14 protein-coding genes are annotated in these 17,653 nt (G+C 76.6%); 11 read left to right on the forward strand and 3 right to left on the reverse strand.

The genetic code is table 11. The features are described from left to right. Positions 1-291: 291 nt before the first annotated feature. The 5 genes from bchI to MFF56_RS13405 all read left to right on the forward strand — a co-directional run bounded on the left by bchI (position 292) and on the right by MFF56_RS13405 (position 6,901). Positions 292-1,263 carry a magnesium chelatase ATPase subunit I gene (gene bchI / locus MFF56_RS13385; protein WP_238230144.1) on the forward strand — a complete coding sequence of 324 codons (972 nt, stop codon included), beginning with the start codon at positions 292-294 and terminating at the stop codon, positions 1,261-1,263. 158 nt (positions 1,264-1,421) lie between these two features. Continuing rightward, positions 1,422-3,233 carry a magnesium chelatase subunit D gene (locus MFF56_RS13390; RefSeq protein WP_238230114.1) on the forward strand — a complete coding sequence of 604 codons (1,812 nt, stop codon included), beginning with the start codon at positions 1,422-1,424 and terminating at the stop codon, positions 3,231-3,233. Beyond that, a complete protein-coding gene (bchO, locus tag MFF56_RS13395; protein ID WP_066923762.1) occupies positions 3,230-4,123 on the forward strand; it encodes an alpha/beta fold hydrolase BchO in 894 nt (297 codons plus the stop codon). Before MFF56_RS13390 ends, bchO begins: the two co-directional genes overlap by 4 nt. Before the next feature lie 134 nt (positions 4,124-4,257). Next, positions 4,258-5,793 (forward strand): phytoene desaturase, encoded by a 1,536-nt coding sequence (locus MFF56_RS13400; protein WP_066923760.1) that lies wholly within the window; start codon positions 4,258-4,260, stop codon positions 5,791-5,793. Further along, the gene (locus MFF56_RS13405; RefSeq protein ID WP_238230115.1) at positions 5,765-6,901 is read left to right on the forward strand and encodes a phytoene/squalene synthase family protein; all 1,137 of its coding nucleotides are present in this window, start codon (positions 5,765-5,767) and stop codon (positions 6,899-6,901) included. The genes MFF56_RS13400 and MFF56_RS13405 overlap by 29 nt, the downstream gene beginning before the upstream one ends. Positions 6,902-7,093: 192 nt before the next feature. On the opposite strand, the gene MFF56_RS13410 is transcribed toward MFF56_RS13405, so the two are convergent. The 3 genes from MFF56_RS13410 to crtD form a co-directional block, all read right to left on the reverse strand. After that, positions 7,094-7,363: a hypothetical protein gene (locus tag MFF56_RS13410; protein ID WP_238230116.1), complete on the reverse strand. Its 270-nt coding sequence runs from the start codon at positions 7,361-7,363 to the stop codon at positions 7,094-7,096. A gap of 248 nt (positions 7,364-7,611) precedes the next feature. Then, complete coding sequence (locus MFF56_RS13415; protein WP_066918333.1) at positions 7,612-8,469, reverse strand: carotenoid 1,2-hydratase family protein; 858 nt, start codon at positions 8,467-8,469, stop codon at positions 7,612-7,614. Next, the gene (crtD, locus tag MFF56_RS13420) at positions 8,466-10,028 is read right to left on the reverse strand and encodes a 1-hydroxycarotenoid 3,4-desaturase CrtD (protein ID WP_238230117.1); all 1,563 of its coding nucleotides are present in this window, start codon (positions 10,026-10,028) and stop codon (positions 8,466-8,468) included. The genes MFF56_RS13415 and crtD overlap by 4 nt, the downstream gene beginning before the upstream one ends. 290 nt (positions 10,029-10,318) lie before the next feature. Here crtD and MFF56_RS13425 point away from each other — a divergent pair, with 290 nt between their 5' ends. The 6 genes from MFF56_RS13425 to bchZ all read left to right on the forward strand — a co-directional run bounded on the left by MFF56_RS13425 (position 10,319) and on the right by bchZ (position 17,595). Next, positions 10,319-11,221: a polyprenyl synthetase family protein gene (locus MFF56_RS13425; protein ID WP_066926290.1), complete on the forward strand. Its 903-nt coding sequence runs from the start codon at positions 10,319-10,321 to the stop codon at positions 11,219-11,221. After that, the gene (locus MFF56_RS13430; protein ID WP_238230118.1) at positions 11,221-12,462 is read left to right on the forward strand and encodes a methyltransferase; all 1,242 of its coding nucleotides are present in this window, start codon (positions 11,221-11,223) and stop codon (positions 12,460-12,462) included. Before MFF56_RS13425 ends, MFF56_RS13430 begins: the two co-directional genes overlap by 1 nt. Before the next feature lie 147 nt (positions 12,463-12,609). After that, on the forward strand, positions 12,610-13,548 hold the full coding sequence (bchC, locus tag MFF56_RS13435) for a chlorophyll synthesis pathway protein BchC (RefSeq protein WP_238230119.1): 939 nt from the start codon (positions 12,610-12,612) through the stop codon (positions 13,546-13,548). Continuing rightward, positions 13,545-14,543: a chlorophyllide a reductase iron protein subunit X gene (locus MFF56_RS13440; RefSeq protein ID WP_066919351.1), complete on the forward strand. Its 999-nt coding sequence runs from the start codon at positions 13,545-13,547 to the stop codon at positions 14,541-14,543. Before bchC ends, MFF56_RS13440 begins: the two co-directional genes overlap by 4 nt. Before the next feature lie 5 nt (positions 14,544-14,548). Then, a complete protein-coding gene (bchY, locus tag MFF56_RS13445) occupies positions 14,549-16,141 on the forward strand; it encodes a chlorophyllide a reductase subunit Y (RefSeq protein ID WP_066919354.1) in 1,593 nt (530 codons plus the stop codon). Further along, positions 16,141-17,595: a chlorophyllide a reductase subunit Z gene (bchZ, locus tag MFF56_RS13450; protein WP_238230120.1), complete on the forward strand. Its 1,455-nt coding sequence runs from the start codon at positions 16,141-16,143 to the stop codon at positions 17,593-17,595. The genes bchY and bchZ overlap by 1 nt, the downstream gene beginning before the upstream one ends. Positions 17,596-17,653: the final 58 nt, after the last annotated feature.

The raw sequence follows: 17,653 nt of genomic DNA on the forward strand, positions 1-17,653 counted from the left end.
GACGCCGCCTCAGGAAGGTGCTCGGCATCGATGCCGCGCTCGTGCCTGAACCGTTGCTCCCCTCTCTGCGGGACTTCGTCCCGATCGACCCGGCCTTACGGCCGGCCCACCCTCCCCCGCAGAGGGGGGAGGGAGAGTTGCGTCGGTGAACCAGGAGCGACGCCCATGGACAGCGTGACCGCACGGCACCGGGACGGCGAGCCGGATACCGTCTTCGAGCCCACACCCGTCGCGTCCGCCCCGCCGCCGGCACCCGTCTTCCCCTTCTCGGCCATCGTCGGCCAGGACGCGATGCGCGAGGCGCTGCTGATCGCGGCGGTCGATCCGCTGATCGGCGGCGTGCTGGTGCTGGGCGACCGCGGCACCGGCAAGTCCACGGCGATCCGGGCGCTCGCCGCCCTGCTGCCGCCGATGCGGGCGGTGGCCGGCTGCCCCTACGCCTGCGACCCGGAGGCGCCCGCCGCCGCCTGCCCGCACTGCGCAGGCGGGGCCCCGCGCCGGGCGGAGACGCGGGCCGTGCCGGTCGTGGACCTGCCGCTCGGCGCCACCGAGGACCGGGTCGTCGGCGCGCTCGACCTGGAGCGGGCGCTCACCCGCGGCGAGCGGGCCTTCGAGCCGGGGCTGCTCGCCCGGGCCAACCGCGGCTTCCTCTACATCGACGAGGTGAACCTCTTGGAGGACCACATCGTGGACCTCCTGCTCGACGTGGCGGCCTCAGGGATCAACACGGTGGAGCGCGAGGGGCTGTCGCTGCGCCACCCGGCCCGCTTCGTGCTCGTCGGCTCCGGCAACCCGGAGGAGGGGGAGCTGCGCCCGCAGCTCCTCGACCGGTTCGGGCTGGCCTGCGAGGTGGCGACGCCGGCCGACATCCCGACCCGGGTCGCGGTGGTGCGCGCCCGCGACGCCTTCGAGCGGGATCCGGCGGGCTTCCACGCCGCGCACGCCGCCGCCGAGCGGGCGACCCGTGAGACGATCCTGGCGGCGCGCGCCCGGCTCGGCGCGGTCGCGGTGCCGGACGCCGCCTTGGAACAGGCCGCCCGGCTCTGCCTCGCCCTCGGCACGGACGGGTTGCGCGGCGAGCTGACCCTGATGCGCGCCGCCCGCGCGCTCGCCGCCCTCGACGGCGCGGCGACGGTCGGCGACGCCCACCTCGCCCGCGTCGCCCCCGCGGCGCTCCGCCATCGCCTGCGCCGCAACCCGCTGGACGAGGCCGGCTCGACCGCCCGGGTCGCGCGGGCGGTGGCCGAGGTGTTCGCCGCGTGAGCGGGCAGACGTCACCGTCCGACGCGGGCGCCGCGCAGCAGCGCGCAGCGGAGACGTCCGGGCATGCGCCAAAGCCGCGCCGCGCCGCCTTTCCCGCACGGGAGAGGGGACCCGCGCTTTCCGCGGCACCGGCGAGCCCTGCCCGGAGCGATGATGCGGTGGAGACGCCCTGGACCACCGCCCTGCGGGTCGCCGCGCTCCTGGCCGCCGACCCGCACGGGTTCGGCGGGGTCGTGGTGCGGGCGGGTGCCGGGCCGGTGCGGGATCGCTGGCTCGACACCCTGCGGACCCTGCTCGACGCGCGTCCCCTGCGCCGCCTGCCGCCGGGGACCGGCGACGACCGGCTGATCGGCGGGCTCGACCTGCCCGCGACCCTGGCGCTCGGGCGGCCCGTGCTCGGGCGCGGCCTGCTGGCGGAGGCCGACGGCGGCGTGCTGGTGGTGCCGATGGCCGAGCGGACGAGCCCCGCCACTTCCGCCCGGCTCGCCGCCGCGCTCGATGCCGGCACGGTCGCGGTCGAGCGCGACGGGATCGGCGCGCGCCATCCCGCCCGGATCGGGCTGGTGCTGCTCGACGAGGGGGAGGGGGACGAGACCGTGCCGGAGGCGCTCGCCGACCGCCTCGCCTTCCGGATCGACCTCGGCGGGATCGGGCTGGGGGAGACGCGAGCGCCGGGCGCGCGCGCCTCTTCATCTCGGGCGGACGGCTCCAGCGCCTTCCCGCCCACCGCAGAGAGGGGAGGGAGCGCGGCGGCCGGTGCGGGCCATGACGTGCCGCCATACGACCACGAAGGCACCCCCGTCCGCGACCCCGTCGCCACGCTCTGCACCACCGCCGCCGCGCTCGGCATCGCCTCGCCGCGGGGGCCGCTCCTCGCCCTGCGGGTCGCGCGCCGGATCGCCGGGGCGGGCGCGGTGGACGCGGCGGCCCTGGCCGAGGCCGCCCGCCTCGTCCTGGCGCCGCGGGCGACCTGCCTGCCGGCTTCCGAGGCGACGGCACCCGACCCGGACGAGACCCCGCAGGACGCGGCCGACGACGAGGCCCGGGACGGATCCGCGACCGAGCCTCCACCGGACGACGGACCGCGCGACGAACCGCGCGACGCCTCCCCCGGGCCCGCCCCGGAGGACCTCGTCCTCTCCGCCGCCCGCGCGGCGATCCCCGCCGACCTGCTCGCGACCCTCGCGGGCGGCGCCTCCGGCAAGGCCGCCGCCCGGGCCGGGCGCTTCGGTGCGGGGGCGCCCGATCCCCGCCGGGGCCGCCCGGCCGGCGCGCGCGCCGGCGACCCGCGCCGGGGCCGGCTCGATCTCGTCGCCACGCTTCGCGCCGCCGCCCCCTGGCAGCGCCTGCGACCGGGGCCGCAGCCGGTCCGCGTCCGGGCCTCGGACCTGCGCGTGCGCCGCCTCGTGCGGGCGCCCGAGACCACCACGATCGTCTGCGTGGACGCCTCCGGCTCGGCGGCGCGCGAGCGGCTGGCCGAGGCCAAGGGCGCCGTCGAGCTGATGCTGGCCGAGGCCTATGCCCGCCGCGACCGGGTGGCGCTGGTGGCCTTCCGCGGCGCGGGGGCCGCGCTCGTCCTGCCGCCCACCCGGGCGCTGGCCCGGGCGCGCCGCGACCTCGCCGGCTTGCCCGGCGGCGGCGGCACGCCGCTCGCCGCCGGCCTCGACGCCGCCGCGGCGCTGGCGCGCGGGGTGGCCCGGGGCGGCGGGCGCCCGGTGGTGGTGGTGCTCACCGACGGGCGGGCCAACGTGGCGCGCTCGGGCGCGGGCGGCCGGGCCGCCGCCCGGGCCGACGCCGAGGCCGCGGCCCGCGCGCTCGCCGCCCTCGCGGTGCCGGTGCTGGTGCTCGATACCGGCGCGGCCGGCGAGGGCGCCCGGGCGCTCGCCGAGGCCGCCCGCGCCCGCTACGTCCCGCTGCCCCGCGCCGACGCGGGCGCCCTCGCGGCGGCCGCGCGGGGGGCGGGCGCGTGAGGGATCCGGACCGGCCAGACTGGTCGCGCGAGGGCGCCGACTGGCCGCATCGCGCCGCGAGCCGCTTCGTCGCGGCCGCGGGCCTCACCTGGCACCTGCAGGAATTCGGCGCCGCGGACGCGCCCGTCCTGCTGCTCCTGCACGGCACCGGGGCGGCGAGCCACTCGTTCCGGGACCTCGCCCCGCGCCTCGCCGGGACCCACCGGGTCCTGGTGCCGGACCTGCCCGGCCACGGCTTCAGCGACCCGCTGCCGGCGGGCCGCCTCTCGCTGCCCGGCATGGCGGCGGCCCTGGCCGAGCTCCTGCGGGTGCTGGGCCTGAGCCCGCGCCGCGTCGCCGGCCACTCGGCCGGGGCGGCGATCCTCGTCCGGATGTGCCTCGACGGCGCGCTCCACCCGGACCGGATCGTCGCCCTCAACGGGGCGCTCAGCCCCTTCCCGGGGGCCGCCAGCCTGCTGTTTCCCGTCATGGCGCGGGCGCTGTTCCTGAACCCGCTCACCCCGCGGCTCTTCGCCTGGAGCGCGGACCGGGCCGCGGTCGAGCGGCTGATCGGGGGCACCGGCTCGCGCCTCGACGCGGCGGGGGTGTCGTACTACCGGCGCCTGTTCGCCAAGCCCGGCCACGTGCGCGGCGCGCTCGGCATGATGGCGAACTGGGATCTGGCCGCCCTCGAGCGCGACCTCGGCCGGCTCGCCGTGCCGCTCCTGCTCGTGGTCGGCGGGAACGACCGCGCCATCCGCCCCGAGGACGCCTTCCGCCTGCGCGACCGCCTGCCCGGCACCCGGGTCGAGCTGCTGCGCGGCCTCGGGCATCTCGCCCACGAGGAGGATCCGGAGCGCGTCGCCGCGCTGGTCGCCGCCGACGAGCCGGCGGGCGGCGCGCCCGGCTGAGCCACGCGGCGGCCCTCGCGGTGCCGGGTCCGCCACCTCGCGGTGACGCCCCGCTCGCCGCGCGGTGGCGACGCGGTGAGCGCGGGGTGCAATCCGGTCTTGCGCGACCGCCAGCCCGCCCGTACTGTCATTCCATGTTGACACTCGTCGACAAGCCACCTTCACACCAGGGCACCGATCCGCGGCCGCACGCGGTGGTGATCGGCTCCGGCTTCGGCGGCCTCGCGGCGGCGGTGCGGCTGGGCGCCAGGAGCTATCGGGTCACGGTGCTGGAGCGGCTCGACCAGCCCGGCGGGCGCGCCCGGGTGCACCGGCAGGACGGCTTCACGTTCGATGCCGGCCCCACCATCGTCACCGCGCCCTTCCTGCTGGAGGAGCTGTGGCGGCTCGCCGGCCGGCGCCTCGCCGACGACGTGGCGCTGGTGCCGATGGACCCGTTCTACCGGATCCGCTTCGACGACGGCACCGACTTCGCCTATACGGGCGACCCGGCACGGATGCGGGCGGAGGTCGAGCGCCTCGCGCCCGCCGACGTCGCCGGCTACGAGCGCTTCATGGCCTTCAGCCGGCAGGTCTGCCGGATCGGCTTCGAGGAGCTCGGCCACGTGCCCTTCGGCCGGGTCCGGGACATGCTGCGGATCGCGCCCGACCTCGTGCGCCTCTCCGGCCACCGCAGCCTGCACGCGGTGGTGGCCCGCCACATCCGCGACCCGCGCCTGCGCCAGGTCTTCAGCTTCCACCCCCTGCTCATCGGCGGCAACCCGTTCCGGGCGAGTGCGCTCTACGGGCTGATCGCCCATCTGGAGCGGGCGTGGGGCGTGCATTTCTGCCTCGGCGGCACCGGCCGGCTGGTGGACGGCCTCGCCGGGCTGGTCGCGGGCCAGGGCGGGACGGTGCGCTGCGGGGCCGAGGTCGCGCGGATCACGCTGGCCGAGGGCCGCGCCACGGGGGTCGCGCTCGCCGACGGCAGCGAGATCCCGGCCGACCTCGTCGTCTCGAACGCCGATTCCGCCTACACCTACGGCACGCTGCTGGCGGGCCGGACCCGGCGCTGGAATCCCCGGAAGCTCGCGCGCGCGCGCTCCTCGATGGGGCTGTTCGTCTGGTATTTCGGCACGCGCCGCACGTACCCGGGTGTCGATCACCACACGATCCTGCTCGGGCCGCGCTACCGCGAACTGCTCGCCGACATCTTCGACCGCAAGGTGCTGGCCGACGACATGAGCCTCTACCTGCACCGGCCGACCGCGACCGACCCGCTGCTGGCGCCGCCCGGCCACGACGCCTTCTACGTGCTGGCGCCCGTGCCGAACCTCGCGGGCGGGCAGGACTGGGCCCGCCTCGCAGAGCCCTACCGGCAGCGCATCGCCGCGCGGCTGGAGGCGAGCGTGCTGCCGGGCCTCGGCGCGTCCGTCGTCACCTCGCGGGTCACCACGCCCCAGGACTTCGCCGACGACTTCCTCAGCGTGTGCGGCTCCGGCTTCGGACTGGAGCCGGTGCTGACCCAGTCGGCGTGGTTCCGCCCGCACAACCGCTCCGAAGAGGTGGAGAACCTCTATCTCGTCGGCGCCGGCACCCATCCGGGCGCGGGCCTGCCCGGCGTCCTCTCCTCGGCCCGTGTCCTCGATTCGCTGGTGCCCGATGCACGCCATATCCGACGCCGAGCCTGAGCCCGAGGTCGGCCCCGAAGTCAGACCCGAAGTCCGGCCCGAAGTCGGGCCCGATTCGGGCCCGGCCGACCGCGCCGCCTGCCGGGCGGCGATCCGGGCCGGCTCGCGCAGCTTCTTCGCGGCCTCGCTGCTGCTGCCCGCCCGGGTCCGCGAGCCGGCCTACGGGCTCTACGCCTTCTGCCGGCAGGCCGACGACGCGGTGGACGGCGCGCCGACCGCCGCCCGCCGCCGCGCCGCGGTGGGGCGGCTGGAAGCCCGGCTCGCGCGCGCCTGCGCGGGGCGGCCCGCCGACCACCCGGCCGACCGGGCGCTCGCCGCGGTCATGGCCGCGCACGCGATCCCCGAGGCGCTGCCGCGCGCGCTCCTCGAAGGCCTCGCCTGGGACGCGGAGGGCCGCCGCTACGCCGACCTGCCCGCGCTCACCGCCTACGCGGCGCGGGTGGCCGGCACGGTCGGCGCGATGATGACCCTGATCATGGGACGGCGCGCGCCCGACGTGCTCGCCCGCGCCCTCGATCTCGGCGTGGCCATGCAGTTCACCAACATCGCCCGGGACGTCGGCGAGGACGCGCGCGCCGGCCGCCTCTACCTGCCGCTCGCCTGGATGCGCGAGGCCGGGCTCGACCCGGAGGCGTGGCTGGCCGCCCCCGTCCACTCGGCCGCGCTCGCCGGGGTGGTGGCGCGGCTGCTCGCCGAGGCGGACCGCCTCCACGCCCGCGCGCAGGCCGGCATCGCCGCGCTGCCGGCCGATTGCCGCCCGGCGATCCGCGCGGCGGGCCTGATCTACGCGGAGATCGGCCGCGCGGTGGCGGCGAACAGGCACGACGCGGTGGGCGCCCGCGCCCGGGTCGGCACGCCGCGCAAGCTCGCCCTCCTCGCCCGCGCGGCCGTGCCGGGCGTCGCGACGCGAACGGCGGGCGCACCCGGCTGCCTTCGCGCGCCGCCGCTCGCCGAGACCGCCTTTCTGGTCGCGGCCGTCGGGTGCGCGCCCGACCCTTCGCGAAAGCTCCCGGCCTGGTGGGACCTGCGCGGCCGGGCGCTGCACGCGCTCGACCTCATCGAGACCTGGGAGATCCGCGACGCGCGAGCCCGCGCCGCGCTGCCGTGAGCGGCGGGGCCGCACACGGCAGAGGGGCCGCCCGGGGGGCGGCCCCTCTCGCGCTCCTCGCCTACCCGGGGCGGCTCAGAGGCCGGCGAGGACGCCGGCCGAGCCCCAGAGGGTCAGGCCGAGACCGGCGACGAACGCGCCGATCATGCCGTACGAGAAGGCCTTCATCATCTTCTGCATGCCGTGTTCCCCTCAGCAGCGGTTCCCGCCCGCGGTCTGGCCGTACTGCTTGACCGGGAAGTTCTGCTGGTTGGCGTTGCCCTCGGCCGCCGAGCTCATCGGGCAGGTGGCCGGGTTGCGGCTGCCGAAGAAGCCGATCGCGCCCGTCGTCTCCACCCCCTCGGAGGCGAAGCCGGTGTAGTGGCCGCGCGGTGCGTCGTAGGGGAAGGCCAGCGCGGACGAGGCCGGGGCAGCAATGCCAAGCATCAGAGCGGCAAAAGCGGCGGCGACACGAGTCTTCATGGTGGTCTTCATCGTCAGAGCACTTTGGCGGCCGGCCGATCCGGTCCGCATCGTCTTGCGTGATCTGAAGATAGGAAGCGCCTTGCCGGCGCGACGTGCCAGGACGCACGTCCCATCGCGGAACCGAAGCCGCCCGGGCGTCGGGCCGGCGGCATGGCCGGCCCGGGGCGCGTCGCAGCCCGATGGCCGAGCCGGGCGCCCGACGAGCGCACCTCGGATGTGCGAACGGCCGCCCCCTTATCCGGGCCTCAGCCCAGCACCCGCGGCATCCGGAACGGCAGCATGAAGCGCACGAGCGGGTTGGTCAGCCGCGTCAGCGACAGGCTCTCGTGGACCGGGCGCACGGCCTCGCCCGCGAGCCGGGCCGAGAGCAGCGAGCGGGCGTAGAACGGGGTGTCCTCGAAGGTCTGCAGCACCCGCGCCTGCCCGTCGTCGCTGCGCGTCGGGCGCGGCATGCGCCAGAACCGCGTCGGCGGCAGGGCGGCGGCCCGCGGCGGCTCGACCGGCCGGCGGCCGCCGTCGCGGGCGAAGCGCAGGGCGAGGTCCTGGACGCTCCCGTCGCGGCGGCGCACGTCGTAGAGGATCGCGGCCCCGTCCGCGAGGTCGGCCCGGCACCAGTTCCAGTCGGTGAAGGCGTCCTCCAGGGGCTCGTCGCCCGCGTTGGTGTCGAAGTAGCCGGTGCCGCGCCAGGAGAGACCCGGCTCGGCGAGGTCCACCTCGACGCGGGACGATGGCGCGATCGGCCACCAGCGGTGGCGCCCGGCCGCATCGAGCGTGAAGGGGCCGGCGGTGATCCCCTCGGGGAAGAGCCGCACCGTGCCGCGGATCGGGCGCGGCAGCGGCGCGCCCCGCTCGTCGATGCGCACGGTGAGCGCGGTGCCGTCCCAGGCGAGCGCGCTCGGGCCGATGGCGAGGTGGGCCGCCCCGCGCTCGAGGGCGGGCGCGCGCCGCTCGGTGAGCGCGAAGCGGCCGGGCCTACCGTACAGCACCACGTTGAGGGCGCAGTGGTCGAGCGGGTTCCGGGCGGGATCGAGGGCGTAGTAGGTCGAGAAGACCGAGCCGACGAAGGCGATGAGCGTCAGCCCGTGCCGCCCGTCCGCGCTCAGGGCATCGACGTACCACCAGACATAGCCGCCCCGCGCGACCGCGCCGTCGAAGCGGAGCGGTGATCCGCCAGAGCGGAGCGGTGATCGTTGAGGATCGCTCGCGCCGCGAGCCCCCCCGAGAGCGCCGCCATCGGCACCCCCGGCCCCGGATGCACGCTGCCCCCCGCGAGGTAGAGGCCCGGCAGGGTGCTGCGCGCGCCCGGCCGCCGGAAGGTCGCGGTGGAACCCCGCGAGGCCCGGCCGTAGAGCGCCCCCATCGTCCCCGGGAACAGGGCGGCGAACTCCGCCGGCCCGGTCGTCGCCGGCGGCTCCGCCTCCGTCAGGCTCAGCCCGAAGGCGGCGAGCCGCGTCCGCAGATTCGTCGCGCATCGTTCGATCTCCGGCGGGGTGGGGCGCTCCGGCCCGTCGGCCGGGGCGTTGACGAGGAGGAGCAGGCGCTCGGGGCGAGGCTCGGGGCCATCCGGGCCGGCGCAGGCATCGTCCCGGTCCTGCGCGCAGACGTAGATCGTGGGCGCCTCCGGCAGCCGGCGCTCCCGCAGGATCTGGTCGAACTCGGCCCGGTAATCGGGCGCGAAGAACACCGTGTGGTGGGCGAGCGGGAAGCCCGAGACGGTGGCCCGCGCGCAGAGCGTCACCGCCGAGAGCGAGCGCTCGTAGGGCTCCAGGCGCTCGCCCGCGGGCCGCGCCTCGGGCCCGAGGAGGCCCGCCCCGAGCGCCGCCGCGTCGGCGTTGCAGACCACCGCGTCGGCGGGGACGCGCTCGCCGTCGGCGAGGTCCACCCCCGCCACGCGCCCGCCCGAGACCGCGAGGCGGGCGACCTCGGCACCGTAGCGCAGGCGCGCGCCCCGCTCCGCGGCGAGGTCCGCCACCGCGCGGGCGAGCGCGCTCAGGCCCCCGTCCACGGTCCAGACGCCCGCCTGCTCGACATGGGCCACCAGCATCAGCGTGGCGGGCGCCTCGAAGGGCGAGGAGCCGCAATAGGTCGCGTAGCGGGCAAACAGCTGGCGCAGGCGCGGATCGCGAAAATCCTCGGCCAGCGCCGACCACAGGGTGGCGAAGGGCTGGATCCGCCAGAGCCGCGGCAGGCCCCAGGGCCCGATCCGCAGCGCGAGGTCCACGGCGCTCGGCCGGTCGTCGCGGATGAAGGGGCCCTCCAGCGTCTCGTAGACCTCGCGCGAGCGGGCGCAGAAGCGGCGATAGCCCTCCGCCTCGCGGGGGCCCGCGAAGGCCCGGATCGCGTCCACGGAGGCGTCGATGTCGGCGAAGAGGTCGAGCCGCGCGCCGTCCTCCCAGGCGTGGCGGGCCAGCAACCGCGCCGGGCTGAGCCGCACGCGGGCGCCAAGATCCGCGCCGCAATCGCGGAACAGCTCCTCGAACACCCAGCGCATGGTGAGGACGGTGGGGCCGGCCTCCACGGCGAGCCCGCCGACGTCGAGGCTGCGCATCTTGCCGCCGGGCGCGCGCGCGCGCTCCAGCACGGTCACGTCCAGGCCGGCTTGCGCCAGGCGGGCGGCGGCGGCGAGCCCGCCGATCCCGGCGCCGATCACCGCGACGCGCATCGGGGCCCAGCCCGTAATCTCCCTCCCCCCGCAGAGGGGGGAGGGAGGATCGCGCGCGGGCTGTCTGCCCGGGATGTCGGAACACCGCAGGGGAAAAGGCCGGACGCCGCTCCCCACCGGCGAGGCCGGGCGCAGCGTCGGGACCGCACCGGGCGGGCTGTCTGCATCGGCCGGCTCCGCTCGGCGCGTCCAGCACGCGCCACAGGAGAACAGGCTTGATCCCGGCCCCCGGCAATGTCAACATATCTTGACACTTGCTTCGTCACAACAAATGGACAGGGAGTGGCACCATGGATCCCGGTCGACGGATCGAGACGGCTCTCGAGGTGGCGGTGTCCTCGGCGGAGGCGCCCGGCGCGCCGCCGCTGCTGGCCGAGGCGATCCGCTACGCTGTCTTCCCCGGTGGACACCGCATCCGGCCGCGCCTCTGCCTCGCGGTGGCACGGGCCTGCGGCGACGACGACCCGGAGGCCGCGGACGCGGCCGCCGTGGCGATCGAGCTGCTGCACTGCGCCTCCCTGGTCCACGACGACCTGCCCTGCTTCGACGACGCCCCGCTGCGCCGCGGCAAGCCGGCCGTCCACGTGGCCTACGGCCCGGCGCTCGCGGTGCTCACCGGGGACGCGCTGATCGTGGCGGCCTTCGAGGCGCTCGCCCGCGGCGCGGCGCGCCGCCCGGCCCGGCTCGCGGGCCTCGTCGGGCTGATCGCCCGCGCGGCCGGCGCCCCCCACGGCATCGTGGCGGGGCAGGCCTGGGAATCGGAGGCGCACGTGGCGCTCTCCGACTACCAGCAGGCCAAGACCGGCGCGCTCTTCGCCGCCGCCACGGTGGCGGGCGCGGCCGCCGCGGGCGCCCGGCCGCTGCCCTGGCGGCTGCTCGGCGAGTGCCTGGGCGAGGCCTACCAGGTCGCCGACGACCTGCGCGACGTCGCCTGCCGCCAGGAGGAGATCGGCAAGCCGGCCGGGCGCGACGTGACGCTCGGGCGGCCCAACGCCGCCGCGCTGCTGGGGCTGCCCGGCGCGCTCGCCCGGCTGGAGCGGCTCTCGGCGGAGGCGGTCGCGGTGATCCCGGACTGCCCCGGGGGCGATGCGCTGCGCGTCGAGATCGAGGCGCAGACGCGGCTGTTCCTGCCCGAACGCTTGCGCGCCGCCGCGCCTCTCGGCGCAGAGGCGCGCGCCGACGCGGCGGCCTGATGGGCGCCGGGGCCGCCCCGGCCTCGCCGCTGCCCCCGGCCCGGCCCGCGCGCTGGCTGGGCCCCTGGCGCGAGCGCTGGCTCGCGCGCTGGCTCTCCTGGCGCAACGCCCGCATCGCCAGCCCGGCCTTCCAGCGCTGGGCGGCGGGTTTCCCGCTGACGCGGCGGGTGGCACGGACCGAGACCCGGGCCCTGTTCGACCTCTGCGCCGGCTTCGTCTACGCGCAGGTGCTGTTCGCCTGCGTGCAGCTCGACCTGTTCCGCATCCTGGCGGCCGGGCCGCAGGAGAGCGACGCGCTGGCCCGGCGCCTCGGGCTGCCGCCCGAGCGGGCACTGGTGCTGCTGCGGGCCGCCGCCTCCCTGAGGCTGCTGCGGGCGCTGCCGGACGGGCGCTTCGCGCTGGCCGACCTCGGCGCGGCGCTCATCGGCAACCCGGGCGTCGCCCGGATGATCGAGCACCACGCCCTGCTCTACGCCGACCTCGCCGACCCGGTGGCGCTGCTGCGGGGGCAGGGCGGGACGACGCAGCTCGCCGGCTACTGGCCCTACGCGGCCGAATCGGCCGGAGCCGCGGCCGAATCGGCCGGAGCCGCGGCCGGATGCGCGGCCGGGCAGGCGGGGGAGGGCGCGCTCGCACCCGAGGCCGTCGCGCCCTACGGCGGGCTGATGGCGGCCTCGCAGGCGCTGATCGCCGAGGACGTGCTGGAAGCCTACCCGTTCCGGCGGCACCGGCAGCTGCTCGATGTCGGGGGCGGGGAGGGGGCCTTCCTGGCGGCGGTGGCCCCGCACGCGCCCGGCCTGCGGCTCGGCCTGTTCGACCTGCCGGCGGTGGCCGGACGGGCGGCGGAGCGCCTGGAGGAGGCCGGGCTCGGCCACCGCGCCGCCTGCCACGGGGGCAGCTTCCACCGCGATCCCCTGCCCCGGGGCGCCGACCTCGCGACGCTCGTGCGCGTGCTGCACGACCACGACGACGGGCCGGCGCTCGCCCTGCTGCGCAGGATCCACGACGCCCTGCCGCCGGGCGGCACCCTGCTGGTGGCCGAGCCGATGGCCGGCACGCCCGGGGCCGAGCCGGTCGGGGACGCGTATTTCGGCCTCTACCTCCTGGCCATGGGCAGCGGCCGGCCGCGCCGGGCCGACGAGATCCGGGCGCTGCTCAGGGAAGCGGGGTTCGGCCGCATCGCCGAGCGCCGCACCCGCCGCCCGCTGCTCGTCCGGGTGATCCAGGCCAGGCGCGCGTGAGCAACCCTCCCCCGCGGAAGGGGGGCGTCGCGGTTCGGGCAACACCGGCCGAACGGCCACTCCGTTAATTCATGTTGACGCAACAAAGTGTCTATATAAGATGACACAACCGACTTCGGTCGGCCACGGACGCGAAAGATCCAGACCATGGACACCCTCGCCGTCGTTCTCGAACAGCCCGAGCGCCTCGCGCTCAGCCGCTTGGCGCTGACGCCCGCGGGGCCGCTCGACGCGGTGGTGGAGATCGCCTGGAGCGGGATCAGCACGGGGACCGAGCGCCTGCTCTGGTCGGGCCGGATGCCGCCCTTCCCGGGCCTCGGCTACCCGCTGGTGCCGGGCTACGAATCGGTCGGCAGCGTCGTCTCGGCCCCGCCCGGATCGGGATTGGCGCCGGGCGACAGCGTGTTCGTGCCGGGCGCGCGCTGCTTCGGGCCGGTGCGCGGGCTGTTCGGCGGCGCGGCCTCGCACCTCGTTGTGCCGGCGGCCCGCCTCGTGCCGGTCGATCCCGGCCTCGGCGCGCGGGGCTGCCTGCTGGCGCTCGCGGCAACCGCGCAGCACGCGCTCTCGCCGATCCTGCCGGGCGAGCGCCCGCTCATCGTCGGTCACGGGGTGCTGGGGCGGCTGCTCGCCCGGCTGAGCGTTCTCGCGGGTGCCGAGCCCACCGTCTGGGAGACCGACCCCACCCGCGCGGCCGGCGCGCACGGCTACGCGGTCCTCGCGCCCGAGGACGACCCGCGCAGCGACTACGCCCGGATCACCGACGTCAGCGGCGACGCGGCGGGCCTCGACCGGCTGATCGCGCGTCTCGCGCCGGGCGGCGAGATCGTGCTGGCGGGCTTCTACGAGGCGCCGCTCGCCTTCGCCTTCCCGCCGGCCTTCATGCGCGAGGCGCGCATCCGCGTCGCCGCGGAGTGGCGGCCCGACGACCTCGCGGCCGTCACGGCGCTCGCGGGCGCCGGACGCCTGTCGCTCGACGGGCTGATCACCCACCGGGCCCCGGCGCGGGAGGCGCAGGCGGCCTACCGCACCGCCTTCACCGACCCGGCCTGCCTGAAGATGGTGCTCGACTGGAGGGCTACCGCATGAACCTGCACCTCAACACGGCGGCGCTCCGCGCGGAGGCGGCCATCGAGCCCGAGGCGCCCGCGACCGGCGAGGCCAAGAACGAAGCCAAGCGCGAGACCCAGATCATCGCGATCTACGGCAAGGGCGGCATCGGCAAGTCGTTCACGCTGGCCAACCTCTCCTACATGCTGGCGCGCCAGGGCAAGCGGGTGCTGCTGATCGGCTGCGACCCGAAGAGCGACACCACCTCGCTGCTCTTCGGCGGCCGGGCCTGCCCGACCATCATCGAGACCTCGACGAAGAAGAAGCTCGCGGGCGAGCAGGTCGCGATCGGCGACGTCTGCTTCAAGCGCGACGGCGTCTTCGCGATGGAGCTGGGCGGTCCCGAGGTCGGGCGCGGCTGCGGCGGGCGCGGCATCATCCACGGCTTCGAGCTCCTCGAGAAGCTCGGCTTCCACGAGTGGGGCTTCGACTACGTGCTGCTCGATTTCCTGGGCGACGTGGTCTGCGGCGGCTTCGGCCTGCCGATCGCCCGGGACATGTGCCAGAAGGTCATCGTGGTCGGCTCGAACGACCTGCAATCGCTCTACGTCGCCAACAACGTCTGCTCGGCGGTCGAGTATTTCCGCAAGCTCGGCGGCAATGTCGGCGTCGGCGGCCTCGTGATCAACAAGGACGACGGCACCGGCGAGGCGCAGGCCTTCGCGGAGGCCGCGGGCATCCCGGTGCTCGCCGCGATCCCGGCCGACGAGGATATCCGGCGCAAGAGCGCGAACTACCAGATCGTGGCCGAGCCCGACGGGCGCTGGGGGCCGCTCTTCGCCGAACTCGCGCAGAATGTCGGGGCGGCCCTGCCCCACCGGCCGCGCCCGCTCAGCCAGGACGCGCTGCTCGGCCTGTTCTCGGGCGAGACGGTCGGGCGCGACGTGGTGCTGGAGCCGGCCTCGCTGGCCGACATGTGCGGCGTCGAGATCGCGCAGAAGCCTTCCCTCGAAGTCGTCTACGACGAGGGCTGACGCGCATGGCCGTCTCCCTCGACATCGCGGACCTGCGGGCGCGGCGGCGGCCCGCCGAGATCCCCGCGGCACCGGCGCCCGTTCCCGCACCGGAGCAGGGCGCCGCGCCGGAGCCCGGCTTCGCGCCGGAACCCGGTTCCGCCGACGGCCTCGGCTGCCACGGCGGCAAGGCCACGCTGCGGGCCGCCGCCGAGGCGGCCGGCCTCTCCGAGACGCTCGCGACCTACCGCCGGGACTACCCGGCCGGCCCCCACGACCAGCCGCAGAGCATGTGCCCGGCCTTCGGGGCGCTGCGGGTGGGCCTGCGCATGCGCCGCACCGCGACGCTGCTCTCCGGCTCGGCCTGCTGCGTCTACGGGCTGACCTTCACGGCGCATTTCTACGGGGCGCGGCGCAGCGTCGGCTACGTGCCGTTCAACTCCGAGACGCTCGTCACCGGCAAGCTGTTCGAGGACATCCGCGAGGCGGTCCACGAGGTGGCCCGCACGGGCGAGCACGACGCGGTGGTGGTGATCAACCTCTGCGTGCCCACCGCCTCCGGCGTGCCGCTCCGGCTCCTGCCCAAGGCGATCGACGGGGTGCGGATCATCGGCATCGACGTGCCGGGCTTCGGCGTGCCGACCCACGCCGAGGCCAAGGACGTGCTGGCCGGCGCGATGCTGGCCTATGCCCGCCAGGAGGCTGAGCGGGGGCCCGTGGCGGCGCCGCGCGGCGGGCGTTCCGAGCGCCCGAGCGTGACGCTGCTCGGCGAGATGTTCCCGGCCGATCCCGTCGTGATCGGGGGCCTGCTCGAACCGCTCGGCCTTGCGGCCGGCCCCGTGGTGCCGACGCGCGAGTGGCGCGAGCTCTACGCCGCCCTCGACGGCGCGGCGGTCGCGGCGATCCACCCGTTCTACGCGGCGAGCGTGCGCGAGTTCGCGGCGGCCGGGCGGCCGGTGGTCGGCTCCGCGCCGGTCGGCCACGACGGCACCGCGGACTGGCTCGAGGCCATCGGCAACGCCTGCGACGTGGCCCCCGCCGTGATCGCGGCGGCCAAGGCCCGCCTGCTGCCGCCGATCCGCGCCGCGATCGCCGCGAACCCGATCCGCGGCCGGATCACGCTCTCGGGCTACGAGGGCTCGGAGCTCTTGGTCGCCCGCCTCCTCGTCGAGAGCGGCGCGGAGGTCCCTTACGTCGGCACCGCCTGCCCGCGCACGCCCTGGTCCGAGCCCGACCGGGCCTGGCTCGAAGAGCGCGGCGTCGCGGTGCGCTTCCGCGCCTCGCTGGAGGACGATCTCGCCGCGCTCGCGGCGTTCCGGCCCGACCTCGCGATTGGCACCACACCGGTCGTCCAGAAGGCCAAGGAGGGCGGCACGCCGGCCCTCTACTTCACCAACCTGATCTCGGCCCGGCCCCTGATGGGCGTGGCGGGCGCGGGCTCGCTCGCAGAGGTCGTCAACGCCGCGATGGGCAACCGCGACCGCTTCGCGGCGATGCGCGGCTTCTTCGAGGGCGTCGGCACCGGCCACGCCGCCGGGATCTGGCAGGAGCGGCCCCGAGCGAAGGCCGCCGTGACGATGGCACGCGCCCCCGAGCGCCCGATCGGGGAGATGGCCTGATGCTCGTCCTCGATCACGACCGGGCCGGAGGGTACTGGGGCGCCGTCTACGTCTTCGCGGCGGTGAAGGGCCTGCAGGTCGTCATCGACGGTCCCGTGGGCTGCGAGAACCTGCCGGTCACCGCGGTGCTGCACTACACCGACGGCCTGCCGCCCCATGAATTGCCGATCGTGGTCACGGGGCTGGCCGAGGAGGAACTCGGCCGCCACGGCACGGAAGGGGCGATGAAGCGGGCGCACGCGGCGCTCGACCCCGCGCAGCCCAGCGTCGTCGTCACCGGCTCGATCGCCGAGATGATCGGCGGCGGCGTCACCCCCGAGGGCACCGGGCTGCAGCGCTTCCTGCCGCGCACCATCGACGAGGACCAGTGGCAGGCCGCCGACCGGGCGATGTCCTGGCTCTGGCAGGAATACGGGGCCAAGCGCTACGCGAAGAAGGGCATCCCGAAGCGGCCCGCGCGCAAGGAGGGCCAGCGCCCCCGGGTCAACATCGTCGGCCCGGCCTACGGCAGCTTCAACATGCCGAGCGATCTGGCCGAGATCCGGCGGCTCGTCGAGGGGATCGGCGCCGAGGTCAACCTCACCTTTCCGCTCGGCTGCCACCTCTCGGAGGTTCCCCGCCTCGTCGAGGCCGACGCCTCGGTCTGCCTCTACGGCGAGTTCGGCCCCGCCCTCTGCGAGAGCCTGGAGCGGCCCTGGCTGCGCGCCCCGATCGGGGTGCTCGCCACCACCAAGTTCCTGCGGGCCCTAGGCGAGATCCTGGGCCTCGACCCCGAGCCCTTCATCGAGGCCGAGCGCCACACCACGATCAAGCCGGTCTGGGACCTCTGGCGCTCGGTGACGCAGGACTTCTTCGGCACGGCGAGCTTCGGCATCGTGGCGACCGAGACCTACGCGCGCGGCGTGCGCCGCTTCCTCGCCGACGAGATGGGCCTGCCCTGCGCCTTCGCGATCGGCCGCAGGCCCGGCGCGAAGACCGACAACGCGGCCGTGCGCGCCGCGATCCACGAGCGCCCCCCGCTCGTGCTGCTGGGCTCCTACAACGAGCGCCAGTACCTCGCGGAAGCCGGGGGCCGGGCGGCCTACATCCCGGCCTCGTTCCCCGGCGCGATCGTCCGGCGGCACACCGGCACGCCCTTCATGGGCTACGCGGGCGCGACCTACCTCGTGCAGGAGGTCTGCAACGCGCTCTTCGACGCGCTCTTCCACATCCTGCCGCTGGGGCGCGACCTCGACGCGGTCGCGGCGACGCCCGCCCGCGAGGCGGCCGAGCTCGCCTGGGAGGAGCCCGCCCGCGCCCGCCTCGACGCGCTCGTCGCGGCCGAGCCGGTGCTGGTGCGGATCTCGGCGGCCAAGCGCCTGCGCGACGCCGCCGAGCGCATCGCCCGGCGCCGCGGCGCGGCGCGGGTCGCAGCAGCCCATGTCGAGGGCGCCCGCGCGGAGAGCCCCGCATGAGCGCCGCGCTCCCGCTTCCCGCGCTTCCCCTTCCCGCGCGCCCGGCCCCCGCGGCCCG

The sequence above is a fragment of the Methylobacterium hispanicum genome, from assembly GCF_022179285.1.
GTDB lineage: Bacteria > Pseudomonadota > Alphaproteobacteria > Rhizobiales > Beijerinckiaceae > Methylobacterium > Methylobacterium hispanicum.